Here is a 17,191-nt window from a genome sequence, read left to right on the forward strand (position 1 = left end):
AATTAATCAACCAATCAATTTCTTCATTAATTCATTCACTTGCGCAGGGTTCGCTTTGCCTTTCGCAGCTTTCATGACTTGACCAACAAGACCGTTAAAGGCTTTTTCTTTACCAGACTTGTACTCTTCAACCATTTTTTCATTGGCTGCAAGTACTTCTTTGATAATCGCTTCAATCGCACCTGTATCAGTTTCTTGCTTTAAGCCTTTCTCAGCAATAATGTCATCTGCAGATTTTCCTTCTGCTTCCCACATAAAGCCAAACACTTGCTTCGCAATTTTGCCGTTAATAGTGTTATCGACAATACGTGCGATCATGCCACCCAATTGCTCAGCTGAAACAGGAGAGTCTGCTAAATCTAGGTCTGCTTTGTTTAAAGCACCTGAGAATTCACCCATCACCCAGTTTGCTGAAACTTTACCTTGCTTCGCACCGCCAGCAGCAGCTACAACAGCCTCGTAGAAGTCTGCCATTTCGCGTGACAGCGTTAATACATGTGCATCGTATTCAGTCACGCCGAAGTTAGCAATAAAGCGCTCACGACGTGCAGCAGGCAATTCTGGCAGGGCAGCGCGTGCCGCTTCAATTTGCTCATTTGAAATGATCACTGGTAACAAGTCAGGATCAGGGAAGTAGCGATAGTCGTTCGCTTCTTCTTTTGAACGCATTGAGCGAGTTTCCATCTTGTTGGGATCGAACAAACGAGTCTCTTGATCAATCTCGCCGCCGTATTCCAAAATTTCCATCTGGCGTTCAATTTCAACATTGATCGCCTGTTCAATGAAACGGAATGAGTTGAGGTTTTTCAACTCACAGCGTGTGCCAAAAGGTTGACCTGGACGGCGCAATGACACGTTACAGTCGGCACGGAAAGAGCCTTCAGCCATGTTCCCGTCAGAAATACCTAACCAACGCACCAATGTATGAATCGCCTTGATATAAGCCACAGCTTCTTCAACGGAACGCATATCAGGTTCAGACACGATTTCAAGTAATGGTGTACCTGCACGGTTTAAGTCAATCCCAGACATCCCTTCGAATTGGTCATGGATGGATTTACCAGCATCTTCTTCAAGATGGGCACGAGTCACGCCGATGCGTTTTACAGTGCCATCCTCAAGTTGGATGTCGATATGACCTAAGCCTACGATTGGATTGTCCATTTGGCTGATTTGATAGCCTTTTGGGGAATCAGGGTAGAAGTAGTTCTTACGTGCAAATACTGATGCTTGATCGATATACGCATCGATCCCTAAGCCAAAGCGAATCGCAAGATCAACGACTTCGGCATTCAATACAGGCAATACACCCGGCATCGCCAAATCAACAAGGCTGGCTTGAGTATTTGGGTCTTGACCAAATTCAGTTGATGAACCAGAGAAGATTTTAGACTTGGTCGCCAACTGCGTGTGGATCTCAATCCCGATAACGACTTCCCAACCGTCAATTAATTTCAACTTTTGAGCTTCAGTCATTATGCATTCTCCTCAGCAATTGCCGCACGTTTGGTATGCCAGTCTGTGTTTTGTTGATATTGATGCACAATCGAGAGCAATTGTGATTCAGACCAATAGTTACCAATCAACTGTAAACCAACAGGTAAGCTGTCTTTATCGAAACCAACAGGAGCATTGATGGCTGGTAAACCCGCCAAGTTCACAGCAAGAGTATAAATATCACCCAAGTACATTTCAGTTGGACTGAGGTTCGCACCGATTTTGTACGCAGTCGTTGGTGCAGATGGCGCTGCAATCACATCGACATTTTCAAATGCTTTGAGGAAGTCTTGTTGGATTAAACGACGTACTTTCTGTGCTTTCACATAGTAAGCATCGTAGTAACCTGCAGACAGAGCGTAAGTACCGATCAAAATACGGCGTTGTACTTCAGCACCAAAACCTTCTGAACGTGAACGTTTGTAGAGGTCTAAAATGTCTTTTGGATTTTCACAACGGTAGCCATAACGAACACCATCGTAACGTGACAAGTTTGATGACGCTTCCGCAGGTGCGATCAAATAGTAAGTCGGAACGTAGGCTTCAGTCATGTTGAGATCAATCTCAACCAAAGTTGCACCCATTTCCTCAAGCTTTTTCAATGACTCTTCAACGCGGGCTTTCACGTCTGCATCCAAACCAGCGACATTGAAGTATTGCTTTGGAATACCGATGCGTAAACCTTTCACCGCTGTACCGTTTAGGTTAGCAACGTAGTCATCGACTTCTTTGTCTACAGAAGTTGAGTCTTTAGCATCATGACCAGCAATCACATTCATCAAATATGCACAGTCTTCTGCTGAGCGTGCCATTGGGCCACCTTGATCCAATGATGATGCATACGCAATCATACCAAAGCGAGATACACGGCCATAAGTCGGTTTTAAACCAGTTAAGCCGCAGAATGAAGCAGGTTGGCGAATAGAACCACCTGTATCAGTGCCTGTCGCAATAGGCGCTAAATCGGCTGCCACAGCTGCTGCAGAACCGCCTGATGAACCACCTGGAACATGATCTAATGCCCAAGGGTTACCTGTCGCACCAAAGTACGAGCTTTCAGACGTTGAACCCATAGCGAATTCATCCATATTCACCTTACCTAAAGTCACAAGACCCGCAGCTTTAGCTTTAGCAACCACAGTTGCGTCATAAGGTGAAATGAAGTTATCGAGCATTTTTGAACCCGCAGTGGTTTTGATCCCTTGAGTACAAAAAATATCTTTATGAGCAAGTGGAATGCCTGCGAGTGCATGTGCATGACCTGCTTTCAAGGCAGCATCAGCGGCATCCGCTTCTGCTAATGCTTGTTCTGCTGTAACCGTCACATAACTCTTTACTTTTGCGTCAATTTTGGCAATACGTTTTAAATAATGTTCAGTCAATTCACGTGACGAAAATTGGGCTTGTTTTAAGCCTTCAGAGAGTTCACGGATGGATAAGCGATGTAAATCTGTCATATGAAAAATTTCTTTACATTCTAAATATAAAATATGAGTTAATTGAATAGAAATTATTCAATTACGCGAGGGACAAGGTATAGACCTGCTTCTGTAGCAGGGGCTACAGCCTGATATTCATCACGATGATTCGTTTCGGTGACCACATCGGCACGTAAAGGCTGAGGATTGTCAAATGGGCTCTTTAAAGGCTCAACATTATCGGTATTAATGCCTTTTAAGCTTTCCATCATACCAAGGATTTTATTTAAACTTTCAGCATATTCAGTAGATTGCGAGTCGCTTAGTGATAAGCGAGCAAGGTGCGCGATTGCTGAAACGGTCTGTGCATTTAAGTCCGTTGTCTGCTGAGCATCAGATGATGTAGACATAACTTTACCTAATTCAGTATCAAAAAATTGTAAAATATCGTGCGTTATAATAAGCGATTGACTTGTTCAAAGCATCACATTTCGTTAAAGTTGCCACCTTGCATCCATACAAAGTTTAATTGAGAACGCCCCCGTGATTCTAAAACGACTAATTGGCCTGTTTTCGCCGGATTTAGCCATTGATTTAGGTACTGCAAATACACTTATTTATGCACCAGGCCGTGGCATTATATTAAATGAACCAACTGTAGTGGCAATTCGCCATAGCGGTTCGCAAAAAATTGTTGCTGCTGTAGGTCTTGATGCTAAACAAATGTTAGGTCGTACACCAGCGAATATATCAGCAATTCGTCCTATGAAAGACGGTGTAATTGCTGATTTCGAAGTAACTGAAACCATGTTGAATCAGTTCATCGGCAAAGTACATGAAAAGCGTTTGTTCCCACCTGCGCCACGTGTTGTGGTGTGTGTGCCATGCAAATCAACTTTGGTTGAGCGTCGTGCGATCCGTGAAGCAGTATTTAATGCTGGTGCTCGCGATGTACGCTTGATCGAAGAGCCAATGGCAGCAGCGATCGGTGCAGGTATGCCAGTTGAGCAAGCATGTGGTTCGATGGTTGTAGATGTAGGTGGTGGTACCACTGAAATCGCAATTATCTCGCTACAAGGTTGCGTCTACGCAGATTCACTTCGTATTGGTGGCGATGTATTTGATGAACAAATCATTAATTATGTTCGTAAAGCACATGGTTGCGTGATTGGGGAAACAACGGCTGAAGTCATCAAGAAAGAAGTCGGCATGGCTGTAACAGATGGCAAAACACTTGAAATCGAAGTACGTGGTCGTAACTTGGCTGAAGGTGTACCTCGTGCTATCACTGTAACTTCTGATGAAATTACCCAAGCGATTGCTGATCCATTACAAAGCATTGTAAGTGCAGTTAAGTCAGCTCTTGAACAGACTCCTCCTGAACTTTCTTCGGATATCGCAGAGCGTGGTATCGTGTTGACTGGTGGTGGTGCATTGCTTCGCAACTTAGACAAGCTTCTTGCTCAAGAAACTGGTCTTCCTGTTGTTGTTGCAGAAGATCCTTTAACTTGCGTGACACGTGGTGGCGGTAAAGTTTTAGAATTCTTTGATAATCCAAACCATGACATGCTTTTTGTTGGCTAAATCATAAGGACTAGGCGGTGCAACCGAATCTTTTTTCAAGACAACCGCCATCTTTTCGCTCATTTGTCATTGCGGTAATTACATGCTTGGTTGTGCTGTTCTTTGACTGGCGCATGCCTTATGTGATTCAACCTGCAAGGGATGTCTTGTATGCCGCGTATAATCCAATTTATGCGTTGGCAAGCTATCCTGTACTGTCGAGAGAATGGCTTAACCAACAAACCAAATCTGAAGCTCAATTGCGCCGTGAAAACACCGCAATGCAAGCTGAACTTCTACAAGCTCAAGTTCGATTACAGAAACTATCTGAACTCTCTGCGGAAAATAACCGTTTAAGAGGGCTTTTGGATACGCCATTAATTATTGATGGGCGTATGCAGATCGCAGAAGTGATTGGAACAGATGCTGATCCATTACGTCACATTATTATTATCAACCGTGGTTCTGTTGATCATCTAAAAGTTGGACAAACAGTTTTGGATGATAAAGGGATTATGGGGCAGTTGGTTGATGTCTATCCGCATAGTTCACGCGTCATGTTGCTTTCTGATAAAGAACATTCATTGTCTGTTCGCTTAGAACGTACGGGGATGCGAGCGATCGTTTCTGGTAAAGGTGATTTGGGTCAACTCAAAATGGATTATGTCCCAACCAGTGCCAATATTAAAATCGGGGATAAGGTCTTTAGTTCAGGTTTAGGTGAACACTTTCCTGCGGGTTATTTAGTCGGAACAGTGTCCAAAGTGAGTCGTCATACATCGGGTGAATTCGCTGAGATTGGTGTTCAACCAGCAGCACAATTGGCCAGTGGTCATCACGTCGTGATTCTGTTTTCAGAGTCTTTAGCGAAGGAGCAACCTTATGCCGATCGCTAGACTAAATTATGAGAAACGAAAAGATCCACTTTGGATGATCATTATTTCGATTTTGATTGGTTCAGTACTGCTTATCTATCCAATTTCATACGAAGCAGCGGGTTGGCGCCCGCCAATCATGATGATGATCATGTTGTTTTGGATTCTTTATCAGCCTGTTTGGTGTGGAGTGTGGTTTGCATTTGCAATAGGGATTTTTACTGATCTATTGCTCGATGCACCACTGGGATTGAACGCACTTAGTTTTGTGTTCATTACGTTTGGAACACGTTATTTTATTCGCGAAAGACGTATTCTCACTTTTGGCAATTCATGGGTAATTGCGATACTTGCGATTATCGCGCATTTGTTGTTTTTATGGATTAGTCAGACTATTTCAGGTACTCATTTCTCAATTGCTCGTCATTGGCAACCTATTTTGACGACAACTTTGGCATGGCCTGTTGTGTATTACTGTTTACATAAATGGCGAATATAATTCTTGCGTCAAGCTCGCCTCGACGGCAGGAGCTGTTAACACAACTGGGCTTGGACTTTAAGGTTCATAGTCCTGATGTGGATGAGACGGTTTATCCTGATGAAAGCGTTAAGTGTTATGTTGAACGCTTGGCTCGTGAAAAAGCCCAAGCTATTTTAACTCTGTATCCTGATGCAATTGTGATCGCTGCTGATACCAGTTTGAGTTTTGCAGGTAAAATTATTGGTAAGCCTGATTCAAAACAGCATGCTTTTGAGATTTGGACTCAGTTATCAGGTCAATGGCATGACGTATATTCAGGCATATGTGTTGCATCTCGATCTAAAATGTTAAGTGATGTGGTACGTACTCAGGTTGAGTTTATGCAGCTTAGCTCAAGCGCAATGGAAGCGTATTGGGACACGGGTGAACCTATAGGTAAAGCAGGGGCATATGCTATTCAAGGTATTGCTGCGCGATTTATTCCTCAAATAAGAGGAAGTTATAGCAATGTTGTGGGTTTGCCTTTACATGAGACAGCACAGTTATTAGAAAGCGTTAAGGCATTTGGCTAATACACTTTCGGGTATAAGAATTTTTATAAAAGTTTTGAGTTGGTTATGGCAGAAGAATTGCTGATTAATGTTACGCCGATGGAATGTCGTGTAGCTTTAATTGAAAACGGTACAGTAAACGAGTTATTTGTCGAACGTACTGTGAAACGTGGTCTCGTGGGGAATATCTATAAAGGTAAAGTTGTGCGTGTGTTACCAGGCATGCAAGCTGCTTTTGTGGATATTGGTTTATCTCGTACAGCATTTCTACATATCAACGACATGGTTTGGCCGCGTTCACAGCCTACGCCAAATGTTTTCGAGCTTTTGCATCCTGGACAGACCCTTACTGTTCAAGTGATGAAAGATATGTTGGGGACTAAAGGCGCACGCCTGAGCACAGACCTTTCAATACCTTCACGTTATTTGGTGTTGATGCCATATGGAAATCATATTGGTGTATCGCAACGTATTGAACAAGAAGAAGAGCGTGATCGTTTGCGCGGTATAATTGAGCATATTCAGACTGAACATAAACTACCCGGCAGTGTGATTGTACGAACTGCAGCAGAAGGTGTGGATGAAGCCTCAATTGCTCAGGATATGTGTTATCTGAGTAAATTATGGGAATTTATTCAACGCAAACAAAAAGAAGTTTCTACACCAGAGCTGATATTCGAAGAACTACCTCTACCTCAACGTATTGTTCGTGATTTAGCTAGCGATGAAACTGCCAAGATATATGTCGATTCACGGGAAATTCATGGCAAGTTGAGTGAATTTGTCCATGAGTTTGTGCCTTCTATTGAAAACCGCTTAATCCATTATCCTGGTGAAAAACCGTTATTTGATTTATATAACGTTGAAGAAGACATCCAAAAAGCATTACAGACGCGTGTCGCATTGAAGTCTGGTGGTTATTTGATGATTGACCAGACGGAAGCGATGACCACGATCGATGTAAATACTGGTTCGTATGTAGGTGGTCGTAGTTTAGAAGACACTGTATTTAAAACCAATATGGAAGCAACACAGGTAATCGCACGCCAACTTCGTTTGCGGAATCTGGGTGGTATCATCATTATTGATTTTATTGACATGCAAGAAGCCGAGCATCGTGCCGAAGTCATGCGACAGTTTGAGAAAATGCTAGAGCGCGATCATGCTAAAACCAAAATTACTCAGGTTTCTGAGCTTGGTTTGGTTGAAATGACGCGTAAAAGAACACGCGAGTCTTTAGAACATTTGCTTTGTGAATCCTGCCCAACTTGTCAGGGGCGTGGATATGTGAAAACAGCAGAGACAGTGTGTTACGAAATATTTCGAGAAATTCTGCGCTATGCACGTGCTTTTGATTCGAAGAGTGGCTTTACTGTTGTTGCGCATCCAGCAGTAATTGACCGACTTTTAACAGCAGAAGCCCCAGCCGTCGCGGATTTAGAGCATTTTGTGAACCGCGTCATAAAATTCCAAGTTGAAAATTTATATACGCAAGAGCAATACGATATCATTTTAAGCTAAAGTTGTAACAAGATTTCGCTTAATCCTTGTTACAACTGAAATTTTACTTTCTATCACGAATTTTAAATACTAGAACCATAAGATTAGCCATAGGCATCTTCGGATGTCTTAGCCAACAATAATGAGGTCTATAATTATGAATGTAAGTGAAAGATTAGTGAACCACGGTTTTAAACATGTTTTGGACAGTAACCCAGTTAATACATGTTACATGGTGGATAGCCAAGGTAAAGAAGTGCAGATCACAACTGCGATGATTCGATCAGCCTGCCATCAGCTTTTACAGCGTTGCAGAACGATTAAAAAATAAGGGGCAATTTAAAGCCCCTTAATTTTTTTCAGGTTTAACCTTCAGCTGCCTGTTTAGGCAAACTCAAAATTGCAGCTTCAAAGCGTTGAATTTCATCTTCTAAATGCGTGAGTAGATTTTGCATTTTTGGTAACGCATTACGACAAGCGGTCAACCCTACTTCTAATTTATCTAAATAACTGGTCATTGTGATATTTAACGCCTGACCATCCATCACAATTGATGCCGGATAAAGTGCATCAAGTTTCGCTCCATTCCAATACAATGGTTCACGTGGACCAGGTACATTGGAAATCACAAGGTTAAATGCTTGGCGTTTTGGCAACATACCCGAAACAATATTGAGTCCTGCAGGACCATATACCAGTGCACTATAATTCAAAATTTCATTAGCAGTCATACGGCTAAAACGTTGTTTAGAGTTTTGCACGCTACGACGAATGATTTGTAGACGCTCGATTGGATCTTCAATGTGTGTAGCTAGGTTTGCCAAAATCATGGTGATGCGGTTACTTATATCAGAATCATCTGTACGCAGTGAGGCAGGAACCATTGCGATAAGCGGTTTCTTCGGTAAGCTTTCATGGCTAATCAGATATTCACGTAAAGCTCCGGCACAGACTGCTAATACTACGTCATTGATCGTCACACCCAATGATTTAGCAATATTACGCAAACGATCAAGCTCAAAAGATTGAGCTGCAAAACGACGTGAAGAACTGACACGTTGGTTTAAAATCGAAGGTGGTGCTTGGAATGTTGAAACGTAATCTGGATTTTTACCAATTTCTTTGAAGATGGTTTGTGAAAGCTCTTGCATGACTTTCGGCGTTACTTCAAGTTGTGACTTGATACCATCCATAATGCCTTTAATTTTACTAACAGATGGTGGTTTTGGTGCTTTTAAACGTTTTGCACGTTTACCCTCAACACACCACAAAGGCACTACATGCTTTTCATTTGGATCTTTAGATAATGATTTTTCAATTAGACGCATACCCGCTACGCCATCGACCATCGCATGGTGGATTTTGAAATACATTGCAAAGCGATTGCCTTCAATGCCTTCAATAATATCACATGTCCAAAGTGGCTTAGCGCGATCAATCAATGAGCTATGCTGTTGTGAAATATAAACTAGTAATTCACGAATACGGCCAGGGTTGGGTAGGGCGATATGGCGGAAATGGTGGTCAATATCAAACTCTGGATCTTCTCCCCAAAAAAGACCATTGAGCTGATTATTGAACGGTGGCACAGGAATGCTTTTGGATTGACGAATATCTTGGACTAAGTCATGTACAAAAGTGGGTGACGCATTTTCTGGAATCTCAAATAGAAAAAGACCGCCAACATGCATTGGCTGTTGTCTTTTCTCTAGTGAAAGAAAAATAAAATCAATAGGGTGTAATGGGCGCATAGCAGATATAGCCTCTCATTGCATTTTTTATAAGATACTCTTTGAGCTCTTATTAGAATTATTGAACCGTTAAACTAAGTATATACGGTTTGTTCTGGTTAAAATATGACTTTGTACACAGTAGTTAATAAAAATAAAACCACTGATGAATCAGTGGTTTTAGTTATTATTCTCGTGATTTTTTATTTTTTGAGATTGCCTGCATGAAGCCCGCATTCTTTGTGGGTCGCTTCTTCCCACCACCAACGACCTTCACGTTCGTGTTGGTTCGGGAGAACTGCGCGTGTGCATGGCTCACAACCGATGGAAATAAAACCACGTTCATGTAGTGGGTTGTATGGAATTTCCATCATGCGGATATAACTCCACACATCGGCACTTGACCAGTTTGCAAGTGGGTTATATTTGATAAGTTGTTTACCTTCACCTGAGAACCCAACGTCAGCTTGAACTACAGGTACATCACTACGTGTCGGGCTTTGATCTTTACGCTGCCCTGTAATCCAACCATCTAAAGTCGCTAATTTTTTGCGTAGAGGTTGTACCTTGCGTACACCGCAGCATTCTTGATGACCATCTTCAAAAAAACTAAATAGCCCTTTTTCATTGACCAATTGTTGCACTGCAGCAGATTCGGGAAAACAAATTTCAATATTGATATTATAGTGTTTACGGACTGTTTCGATGAATTGGTAGGTCTCTGCGTGCAAACGGCCCGTATCTAAACTGAAAACACGAAAAGGTTTGCCAATTCGAGATGCGATGTCAATGAGAACTACATCTTCTGCACCTGAAAATGAAATGGCAATTTCACCTTCTTGACTCAAGGCTAATTCTAAAATTTCTCTTGGTGATTTATCTGCATATTCAGCAGCGAGCGCATCTACATGGTCAATAGTCGGAATAACAGTCATGAATGTTCCTGGCGATAGGCTTGGGCACAATTGTAAATCATTCTAAGCAAAACCGTTTGCTTGCTTTCGACTTTAATCTTGCAGAATAAAATCGTTTTCTTCAACAACAGCGCAAAAGTGAAAATGTTAATGGTATGATACAGCAATTTTTAACCAACATTGGAAGCATTCATGGAAATCGTATGCCTAGATCTTGAAGGGGTGTTAGTTCCGGAAATCTGGATTAATTTTGCAAAAAAAACAGGGATTAAAGAGCTCGAGGCGACCACACGTGATATTCCAGATTACGATGTCTTAATGACTCAACGTTTAAACATCCTAAAAGAGCACGGTTTAGGATTAAATGATATTCAAGAAGTGATCGCAGACATGGGACCTTTTGAAGGTGCAAAAGAGTTTGTTGAATGGGTACGCACACACTTTCAATTGATTATTCTGTCAGATACATTCTATGAGTTTGCACATCCATTGATGAAGCAGTTAGGTTGGCCGACAATTTTCTGTCATAAGCTTGAGACAGATGAAAATGGCATGATTACGGCTTATAAATTACGTCAACCTGATCAAAAGCGTCAGGCTGTAAAAGCATTACATGGTTTGAATTTCCGTGTGATTGCCGCTGGTGATTCTTATAATGATACGACAATGCTTGGTGAAGCTGATCACGGTTTCCTGTTCGATGCACCAGCAAATGTGATTGCTGAATTCCCACAATTTCCACCACTTCATGGTTATGAAGCATTGAAACAGGCGATTCGTTCTGTATCACAACGTAATATCCCTGAATAATCGATTTCCCTCAACTATCTTTTAAATATGTTGTGGAAAATTAAAAGATAAAAGGCGCTTAAATAGCGCCTTTTATCTTGAATCAATAATTAAAATTTATAACCAATTTTCATACCATAAGCGATGGCGTCATTATTCTCAAATTCAGCAACATAATTCGGTGTATTAAACTGAGAGCCTGATTGTGCTTTGGCATCACCCAACCAAAAATATTTTACTCCACCAGCAATAAAGTAGTTGGGAGCAGGGCTATATTGGATACCTAAACCAACATTCCAATATCCTTCTGTTGGTCCTAATGTGGTCACAGGGTTACCTGCACCTGAGTCCCAACCAATCGATACATTACCTGCCCAATGATCATTCACTTTACGACCTACACCAGCAGTAATTGAGTATTGATCTTCTGTATAGGCTACTAGATCAAAACCATCTTTTTTACCTGTTGCTGCAACAATTGGTGGTAATACAGAAGCGGCACCGAACTTGTATGGACGAATCGCAAAATCTTTCCAGTTCACCCAACGTAGGTTGGCGAATGCCACTGTATTTTCCATAATGCCTGTCTGGAAATCAAAGTTCACTGATTGAGGTGTGGTGATTTCAGTTGTGCCTTCAGAATTATTAATTTTATTTAAAATAGCATCAAAACCAGCATTGCCCGTCATTCCCGCAATACCATGGTTTTCATAAGCATTCATCTCATGCTTGATTTTAGCGCGGTAAGTGATCGAGGCTTTGAGAGCAATTTCGGGGATTTGATATGCTGCACCTGCTAACCAGCCTACCGCCTCATCCTTACCTGTTTTAAAGTCATAGCCACTATAAGCACTATAACTCGTTCCACGTAATAGGACTGTACTGTCTAGTGTTTGGTAAACTGCGCCAGCATAAAGATTCCAGTTTTGGTTAGGTTGAAAACCAAATAATAAATTTAAATTTTCAGTATCAACAGTAACTGATGTACCACCTTTGAATGGTAGGGGGCGACTTTCAATGAAATTACTTTTTCCTTTATATTCTGCATCAGCACCATAGGGTTGATCATAAATTAGTCCGACTGAGAGTTGTTCAGTGGCTTGAATCTTTAATGCAGCATGTGGAGAGTAGTAATGATTTGCCATATTACCAGTATTGTTTTGAGAGGTATCCTGACCTGTAACATTTGGATCAAGTACTGTTAGACCTGCTTCAAAATAATTATTGGGTTGTAGGAAGGGTGCAATCGACTGACCAGAGCGGTCAAGTGCAGCTGCAAATGTTGAACCTGCTGGAACCGTACACAAAAGAATAGCTTTAGTAATAGCATGAAGCTTCATTAAAAATGTCTCGCATTTCAAGATGGAACTAGAAAGGAGCGCAAAGTAACATAATTTTTTTCAATGCAAATATTGTACAAATGTCAATAAATGAACTGCTAAAGTCATGAAAGATGCTTGAGTTAAATAATTAATTTTGATTGTATTTTTATAGTTAATATTTTACTAATTTATTTTTTCTATATTTGTATTTACGTGATAATGGTAGGTATAAAAAAGACCATCAAATGATGGCCTTTTTTATTCGACGTGTTGATTAGAAACGGTAACCCATCTTTAAACCGTAAGCGATAGCATTATTGTCTTCAAAAGTAGCTACATACTCATTAGTACCAGATTGTGCACCAGTTTGTGCTTTAGCATCACCTAACCAGAAGTATTTCACACCGCCAGAAATAAATGTAGCAGGTGTAGGACTATATTGAACACCAAAGCCTACATTCCAATAACCTTCTGTTGGACCTAAAGTCGTTACAGGGTTACCCGCGCCAGAATCCCAACCCACAGACACGTTACCTGCCCATTGTTCATTTAACTTACGACCAATACCTGTGTTTACAGACCATTGATCATCAGAGTATTCAACCAGGTTAAAACCGTTTGGTTTGCCAGCAACTAGACCAGGAGCACCAAGTGCTTTAGACAATTGACCAAAAGTATATGGTTGGATTGAAAAATCTTTCCAATTTACCCAGCGTACATTAGCAAAAGCAACTGTATTTGCCATGATACCTGTCTGGAAATCAAGGTTTACAGATTGTGGCGTAGTGATTTTAGTTTCTGTTTTAGCACCATTTGTAGGAAGTGCTGCTGTCACACCTAGACCTGCAAGTACGCTTTGTAATGCTGGGAAATCTAATAATGATAAAGTTTCAGTCGTTGTAGCATCGTGATCAATTTCAGAGCGGTATGTGAGAGATGCTTTAAGTGCAATCTCTGGAATTTGATACGCAGCACCTGCTAACCAGCCTAGACCAGTGGTTTCTTTGATTTTTGCATCGTAACCGTTATAAACACTATAAGCTTGACCACGAAGGCTCACATTACCTTTGATGGTTTGAATGACTGGACCAGCGTAGAAGTTTAGGTTTTTATTCGGTTGGAAACCAAAAACCATAGAAATGTTTTGAGTATCGACTTCAACTTGTGTGCTATTTGAACCAGTGCTTGAGCCAAGATAAGGTTTTGCAGCAGTTAAAGCCGCGTTCGTTTGTTGAAGTTTTTGTAAACCACCTGCAACAGTGACATTACCTGCAAGAGCAACCCGTTGTAATGCGCCCAGAATTTCTTGTTGAGTTGGGTTTGCTGGATTACCGCCAGTCTGATTAGTTACCTGTTGAAGAGCTGGTCCAAATGAAGCGCCAGCTGCATTTACTAATTGGCTAATAGACTTAGTTGATAAATCAGATAAAGACTTTTGACTTAATACTCCATCATTTGGGCTTGAAACAAATACGTTCTCACCTGTGTATTTGGCATCTGCACCAAAAGGTTGGTCGTAAAGTAACCCAAAAGAAATATTATCTGTAAGTTGAAGTTTTAAAGCTGCACTAGGGAACATGTAATCGTCACCCATGTCACCAATTTCACGTTGAGTTGGTGTTCCGCCAGCTTCTTTACCTTCTACTGTTGGATCTAGAACCGAAAGACCAGCTTCAAAATAATTACCTGGTTGGAAAAAAGCTGACATTGATTGACCTGAGCGGTCTAAAGCTGCTGCAAAAACTCCAGTTGCAGGTAGCGTCGCTAAGATCATGGCAGTGCTAAGATGTTTTAATTTCATTTTAAATCTTTCCTTGAATTTCAAGATTTTTAAGTAAAGAAGCTATGATTGGCACGCCAAACTGATTATTAAATGTATTTGGCTATAACTTCATGTAACAAAAATACCATAATTAGAATAAGAGTAAATATTCTAAATGAACTATCCAGTACGAATGATTGCATGAAAATGGATAAAAAATGCTATAAATAATTATATACATATGTGTTTTTATTGATAATATGATGAAATATATAAAGTTTTAGTTTGAATTTTCGTACTCAAATAATTGCATTTTTGCAAAAAAAAATTTTTATTAGGTCAAAGATTTTTTGTAAAAAATTAGATTCTATCTACATAATTTGTCATATATGTGCAATTTCTCTGATCAAATAATTTTTCATATAAATTTTACAGAAAATTTACGCGGTTCACTTTTTCTAACATAGAGAATTTACGCAGTCAATTTCCATACTAGTGCTGACTTATTTTTTTAATGGCATGTGCTATGTGGGAATTTATTTCCGTATTTATCCTTGCATTGATTTTAGCCTATCCATTAGGACGCTATCTTGCAGATGTGATGCAAGCTCAACCAATGAGAAGCGATCGTTTCTTTAAATGGATCGAACAACCAAATTATTCCATTTTGAACGTGAAACAAGTGGGTATGAATTGGCGACAATATCTTGCTGCATTTATCCTCAGTAATCTTTTGTTGTTGGGTATAAGTATAGCGATCTTAATGACGCAAGCTTGGTTACCGTTGAATCCAGATCGTATTCCAAATATGAATTGGGATTTAGCAGTACACACAACGATTTCATTTCTAACCAACACCAATCAACAGCATTATTCAGGACAGGCTCAATTGTCTTATCTGTCGCAAATGACTGTGATCGTTGGTTTGCAATATTTATCTCCAATTATGGGTTTGGCTTTGTTAACAGCCATGTTAAGAGCTTTATTTTTACAGCCCAAAGATCAAGCTTTGGAAAATATTAAATCCAAAAATGCGTCACAGATTAATCTTGGAAATTATTGGATGGATATGATCCGACCATTATTCAGATTCTTTATTCCTTTGGGTTTAGTTTTTTCTCTATTACTGACTTTTCAAGGTGTGCCATCTACACTTTCTGCTGGTCCAACTGCGCAAGTTTTAGATCGAAGCACTGAAGTTCAGACCCAGCATATTCCTCTTGGACCTGTTGCACCGATGGTGGCGATCAAGCAATTAGGCAGTAATGGTGGTGGTTGGTATGGTCCGTGTGCCTTTAGAAAATCCAACGCTATTATCGAATATGCTGGAGATACTTGCGATTTTACTGATTCCAATGTCGGTTGTGTTTATGCTTGGTCGTTTTGTGCAACGCAAAAAATTAATGTGGATGATTTTGGGCACAATGTTGTTGATGTCATTGGTTTCTACATTATTCACTTTGTGGGCTGAAAAATCCTCCTTGATTCCTAATGTTGCATTAATGGAGGGTAAAGAAGTCCGTTTTGGAGCTGAAGCTTCTGCTTTGTGGGGAAGTTTAACCACACAGGTGAATAATGGTTCGGTCAATATGATGCATGACTCAGCTTCACCATTTACGGGTTTGGTTGAGCTATGCAATATGCTGATCAATGCCATTTGGGGGGGATTGGTTGTGGTTTATTACAATTTTTTATCTATCTATTTTTAGCCGTATTTATCGCGGGTTTGATGACAGGTCGCACGCCTGAATTATTTGGACGAAAAATTGAAGTCACTGAAATTAAGTTATTGGCATTGGTCATTCTCTTACAACCAGTGGTGATTCTTGGTTTAACTGCAATCGCCATCGCTTTCCCATCTTTAACAGGAAATACAAACCCTGCATCGCATGCTATTAGCCAAGTCTTTTATGAATATGTGTCTGCGTTTGCCAATAATGGTTCTGGTTTTGAAGGTTTAGCCGACAACACTGTATGGTGGAATTTAAGTACCAATGTTGCGTTATTAGCAGGTCGTTATAGCGTGTTGATCATTCCAGTTTTAATTGCAGTCAGCCTAGCAACCAAACCTAAAGCAGATGAGACCAAGGGTTCATTACAGATTGAGTCGTCTACATTTGCGCTGACTTTAATCGGAATTGTACTGATTTTAACGCTTTTACAATTTATGCCAGTGTTGGTGATTGGACCAATTGCTGATTATTTATCTGTAAAGATCTAGTGGAGCAAGCACCATGAATCTCTCTAATGCGACACAAATGGATATCTTGAATAAAGAAATTATTCAGCAAACCTTTTATAAATTATTACCACAGCATGCCTTTAAAAATCCTGTGATGGCATGTGTATGGATTGGAACTGTGTTGACCATCGTGGCAACGTTGATAGGTAACACCAGTTTTGGATTTGGTATTTTACTGGGGGCTTAGGAAGTTAAGCATATCAAAAAGTATGGTAACTTCCTTATATGAAAGCAAAAAATAGATACTATTCCCGTTCAAGAATCACAGAGGCAAAATTCAGACAGATCATTCGCTTTTTTGCCATGGATTTAACTGCTTCAGATACAGCTAAACTCACCAATATTTCTGTACGTTCCATCAATACAATTTACATCAGGTTGCGTAAAAAGATTGCGGCACAATGTGAGGAAATATCTCCTTTCAACGGTATCGTTGAACTTGATGAATCCTACTTTGGTGCTCGTCGTATTCGAGGAAAACGTGGACGTGGTGCATCAGGAAAAACCATTGTATTTGGACTACTCAAAAGAGATGGAAACGTATACA

The 17,191-nt window shown here is 40.5% G+C and carries 14 protein-coding genes and 4 pseudogenes; 11 read left to right on the forward strand and 7 right to left on the reverse strand.

Annotation, left to right across the window (positions count from 1 at the left end; genetic code table 11):
* Positions 1–6: 6 nt before the first annotated feature.
* Genes gatB through gatC form a run of 3 tightly spaced genes read right to left on the reverse strand, consistent with a single transcriptional unit; the run spans position 7 to position 3,325 of the window.
* Positions 7–1,476, reverse strand: a complete 1,470-nt coding sequence (gene gatB / locus MKL32_RS16070; protein ID WP_270900760.1) for an Asp-tRNA(Asn)/Glu-tRNA(Gln) amidotransferase subunit GatB — start codon at positions 1,474–1,476, stop codon at positions 7–9.
* Complete coding sequence (gene gatA, locus MKL32_RS16075; RefSeq protein ID WP_005402135.1) at positions 1,476–2,954, reverse strand: Asp-tRNA(Asn)/Glu-tRNA(Gln) amidotransferase subunit GatA; 1,479 nt, start codon at positions 2,952–2,954, stop codon at positions 1,476–1,478. Before gatA ends, gatB begins: the two co-directional genes overlap by 1 nt.
* Before the next feature lie 53 nt (positions 2,955–3,007).
* Positions 3,008–3,325 (reverse strand): Asp-tRNA(Asn)/Glu-tRNA(Gln) amidotransferase subunit GatC, encoded by a 318-nt coding sequence (gene gatC, locus MKL32_RS16080; protein WP_004908649.1) that lies wholly within the window; start codon positions 3,323–3,325, stop codon positions 3,008–3,010.
* 133 nt (positions 3,326–3,458) lie between these two features.
* On the opposite strand from gatC, the gene MKL32_RS16085 reads away from it, so the two are divergent.
* From MKL32_RS16085 to MKL32_RS16110, 6 genes are all read left to right on the forward strand, one after another.
* Positions 3,459–4,499 (forward strand): rod shape-determining protein, encoded by a 1,041-nt coding sequence (locus MKL32_RS16085; protein WP_004908648.1) that lies wholly within the window; start codon positions 3,459–3,461, stop codon positions 4,497–4,499.
* 17 nt (positions 4,500–4,516) lie between these two features.
* Complete coding sequence (gene mreC, locus MKL32_RS16090; protein ID WP_004908644.1) at positions 4,517–5,374, forward strand: rod shape-determining protein MreC; 858 nt, start codon at positions 4,517–4,519, stop codon at positions 5,372–5,374.
* Positions 5,361–5,852: a rod shape-determining protein MreD gene (gene mreD / locus MKL32_RS16095; RefSeq protein ID WP_004908641.1), complete on the forward strand. Its 492-nt coding sequence runs from the start codon at positions 5,361–5,363 to the stop codon at positions 5,850–5,852. The genes mreC and mreD overlap by 14 nt, the downstream gene beginning before the upstream one ends.
* Positions 5,840–6,406: a Maf family nucleotide pyrophosphatase gene (locus tag MKL32_RS16100; protein ID WP_125272456.1), complete on the forward strand. Its 567-nt coding sequence runs from the start codon at positions 5,840–5,842 to the stop codon at positions 6,404–6,406. The genes mreD and MKL32_RS16100 overlap by 13 nt, the downstream gene beginning before the upstream one ends.
* Positions 6,407–6,451: 45 nt before the next feature.
* On the forward strand, positions 6,452–7,906 hold the full coding sequence (rng, locus tag MKL32_RS16105; protein WP_004908637.1) for a ribonuclease G: 1,455 nt from the start codon (positions 6,452–6,454) through the stop codon (positions 7,904–7,906).
* A gap of 136 nt (positions 7,907–8,042) precedes the next feature.
* Positions 8,043–8,216, forward strand: a complete 174-nt coding sequence (locus MKL32_RS16110; protein ID WP_004775299.1) for a PA1571 family protein — start codon at positions 8,043–8,045, stop codon at positions 8,214–8,216.
* Positions 8,217–8,250: 34 nt separating this feature from the next.
* Here MKL32_RS16110 and MKL32_RS16115 read toward each other — a convergent pair whose 3' ends face one another.
* Both MKL32_RS16115 and MKL32_RS16120 read right to left on the reverse strand, forming a co-directional pair.
* A complete protein-coding gene (locus MKL32_RS16115) occupies positions 8,251–9,636 on the reverse strand; it encodes a WS/DGAT/MGAT family O-acyltransferase (RefSeq protein ID WP_151830198.1) in 1,386 nt (461 codons plus the stop codon).
* A 182-nt stretch (positions 9,637–9,818) separates the two neighbouring features.
* Complete coding sequence (locus MKL32_RS16120) at positions 9,819–10,550, reverse strand: phosphoadenylyl-sulfate reductase (RefSeq protein WP_004950650.1); 732 nt, start codon at positions 10,548–10,550, stop codon at positions 9,819–9,821.
* A 171-nt stretch (positions 10,551–10,721) separates the two neighbouring features.
* On the opposite strand from MKL32_RS16120, the gene thrH reads away from it, so the two are divergent.
* The gene (gene thrH, locus MKL32_RS16125; RefSeq protein ID WP_004908629.1) at positions 10,722–11,339 is read left to right on the forward strand and encodes a bifunctional phosphoserine phosphatase/homoserine phosphotransferase ThrH; all 618 of its coding nucleotides are present in this window, start codon (positions 10,722–10,724) and stop codon (positions 11,337–11,339) included.
* Between the two features lie 89 nt (positions 11,340–11,428).
* On the opposite strand, the gene MKL32_RS16130 is transcribed toward thrH, so the two are convergent.
* Together MKL32_RS16130 and MKL32_RS16135 are read right to left on the reverse strand one after the other, a co-directional pair.
* Complete coding sequence (locus tag MKL32_RS16130) at positions 11,429–12,658, reverse strand: OmpP1/FadL family transporter (RefSeq protein WP_125318333.1); 1,230 nt, start codon at positions 12,656–12,658, stop codon at positions 11,429–11,431.
* Between the two features lie 256 nt (positions 12,659–12,914).
* Positions 12,915–14,441 carry a long-chain fatty acid transporter gene (locus MKL32_RS16135; RefSeq protein ID WP_125318334.1) on the reverse strand — a complete coding sequence of 509 codons (1,527 nt, stop codon included), beginning with the start codon at positions 14,439–14,441 and terminating at the stop codon, positions 12,915–12,917.
* A gap of 487 nt (positions 14,442–14,928) precedes the next feature.
* Between MKL32_RS16135 and MKL32_RS16260 the strand changes: the two are divergent.
* From MKL32_RS16260 to MKL32_RS16150, 4 pseudogenes are all read left to right on the forward strand, one after another.
* Positions 14,929–15,678: pseudogene (locus tag MKL32_RS16260) on the forward strand (potassium-transporting ATPase subunit KdpA); the annotation flags it as partial.
* A gap of 46 nt (positions 15,679–15,724) precedes the next feature.
* Positions 15,725–16,623: pseudogene (locus MKL32_RS16265) on the forward strand (potassium-transporting ATPase subunit KdpA).
* Between the two features lie 13 nt (positions 16,624–16,636).
* Positions 16,637–16,822 (forward strand): annotated as a pseudogene (locus MKL32_RS16145) (hypothetical protein); the annotation flags it as partial.
* Positions 16,823–16,869: 47 nt separating this feature from the next.
* A pseudogene (locus MKL32_RS16150) lies at positions 16,870–17,191 on the forward strand (IS1595-like element ISAju1 family transposase); the annotation flags it as partial.

Source organism: Acinetobacter sp. AOR34_HL (genome assembly GCF_027854795.1).
In the GTDB taxonomy this organism is placed as follows: domain Bacteria; phylum Pseudomonadota; class Gammaproteobacteria; order Pseudomonadales; family Moraxellaceae; genus Acinetobacter; species Acinetobacter junii.

Excerpts from the sequence above, each read along its gene's own strand:
- MKL32_RS16110 (WP_004775299.1), top strand. The coding sequence starts at position 8,043 with ATGAATGTAAGTGAAAGATTAGTGAACCACGGTTTTAAACATGTTTTG.
- MKL32_RS16120 (WP_004950650.1), bottom strand. The coding sequence starts at position 10,550 with ATGACTGTTATTCCGACTATTGACCATGTAGATGCGCTCGCTGCTGAA.
- gatC (WP_004908649.1), bottom strand. The coding sequence starts at position 3,325 with ATGTCTACATCATCTGATGCTCAGCAGACAACGGACTTAAATGCACAG.
- MKL32_RS16135 (WP_125318334.1), bottom strand. The coding sequence starts at position 14,441 with ATGAAATTAAAACATCTTAGCACTGCCATGATCTTAGCGACGCTACCT.
- MKL32_RS16115 (WP_151830198.1), bottom strand. The coding sequence starts at position 9,636 with ATGCGCCCATTACACCCTATTGATTTTATTTTTCTTTCACTAGAGAAA.
- gatB (WP_270900760.1), bottom strand. The coding sequence starts at position 1,476 with ATGACTGAAGCTCAAAAGTTGAAATTAATTGACGGTTGGGAAGTCGTT.
- MKL32_RS16130 (WP_125318333.1), bottom strand. The coding sequence starts at position 12,658 with ATGAAGCTTCATGCTATTACTAAAGCTATTCTTTTGTGTACGGTTCCA.
- thrH (WP_004908629.1), top strand. The coding sequence starts at position 10,722 with ATGGAAATCGTATGCCTAGATCTTGAAGGGGTGTTAGTTCCGGAAATC.
- rng (WP_004908637.1), top strand. The coding sequence starts at position 6,452 with ATGGCAGAAGAATTGCTGATTAATGTTACGCCGATGGAATGTCGTGTA.
- mreD (WP_004908641.1), top strand. The coding sequence starts at position 5,361 with ATGCCGATCGCTAGACTAAATTATGAGAAACGAAAAGATCCACTTTGG.
- gatA (WP_005402135.1), bottom strand. The coding sequence starts at position 2,954 with ATGACAGATTTACATCGCTTATCCATCCGTGAACTCTCTGAAGGCTTA.
- MKL32_RS16100 (WP_125272456.1), top strand. The coding sequence starts at position 5,840 with ATGGCGAATATAATTCTTGCGTCAAGCTCGCCTCGACGGCAGGAGCTG.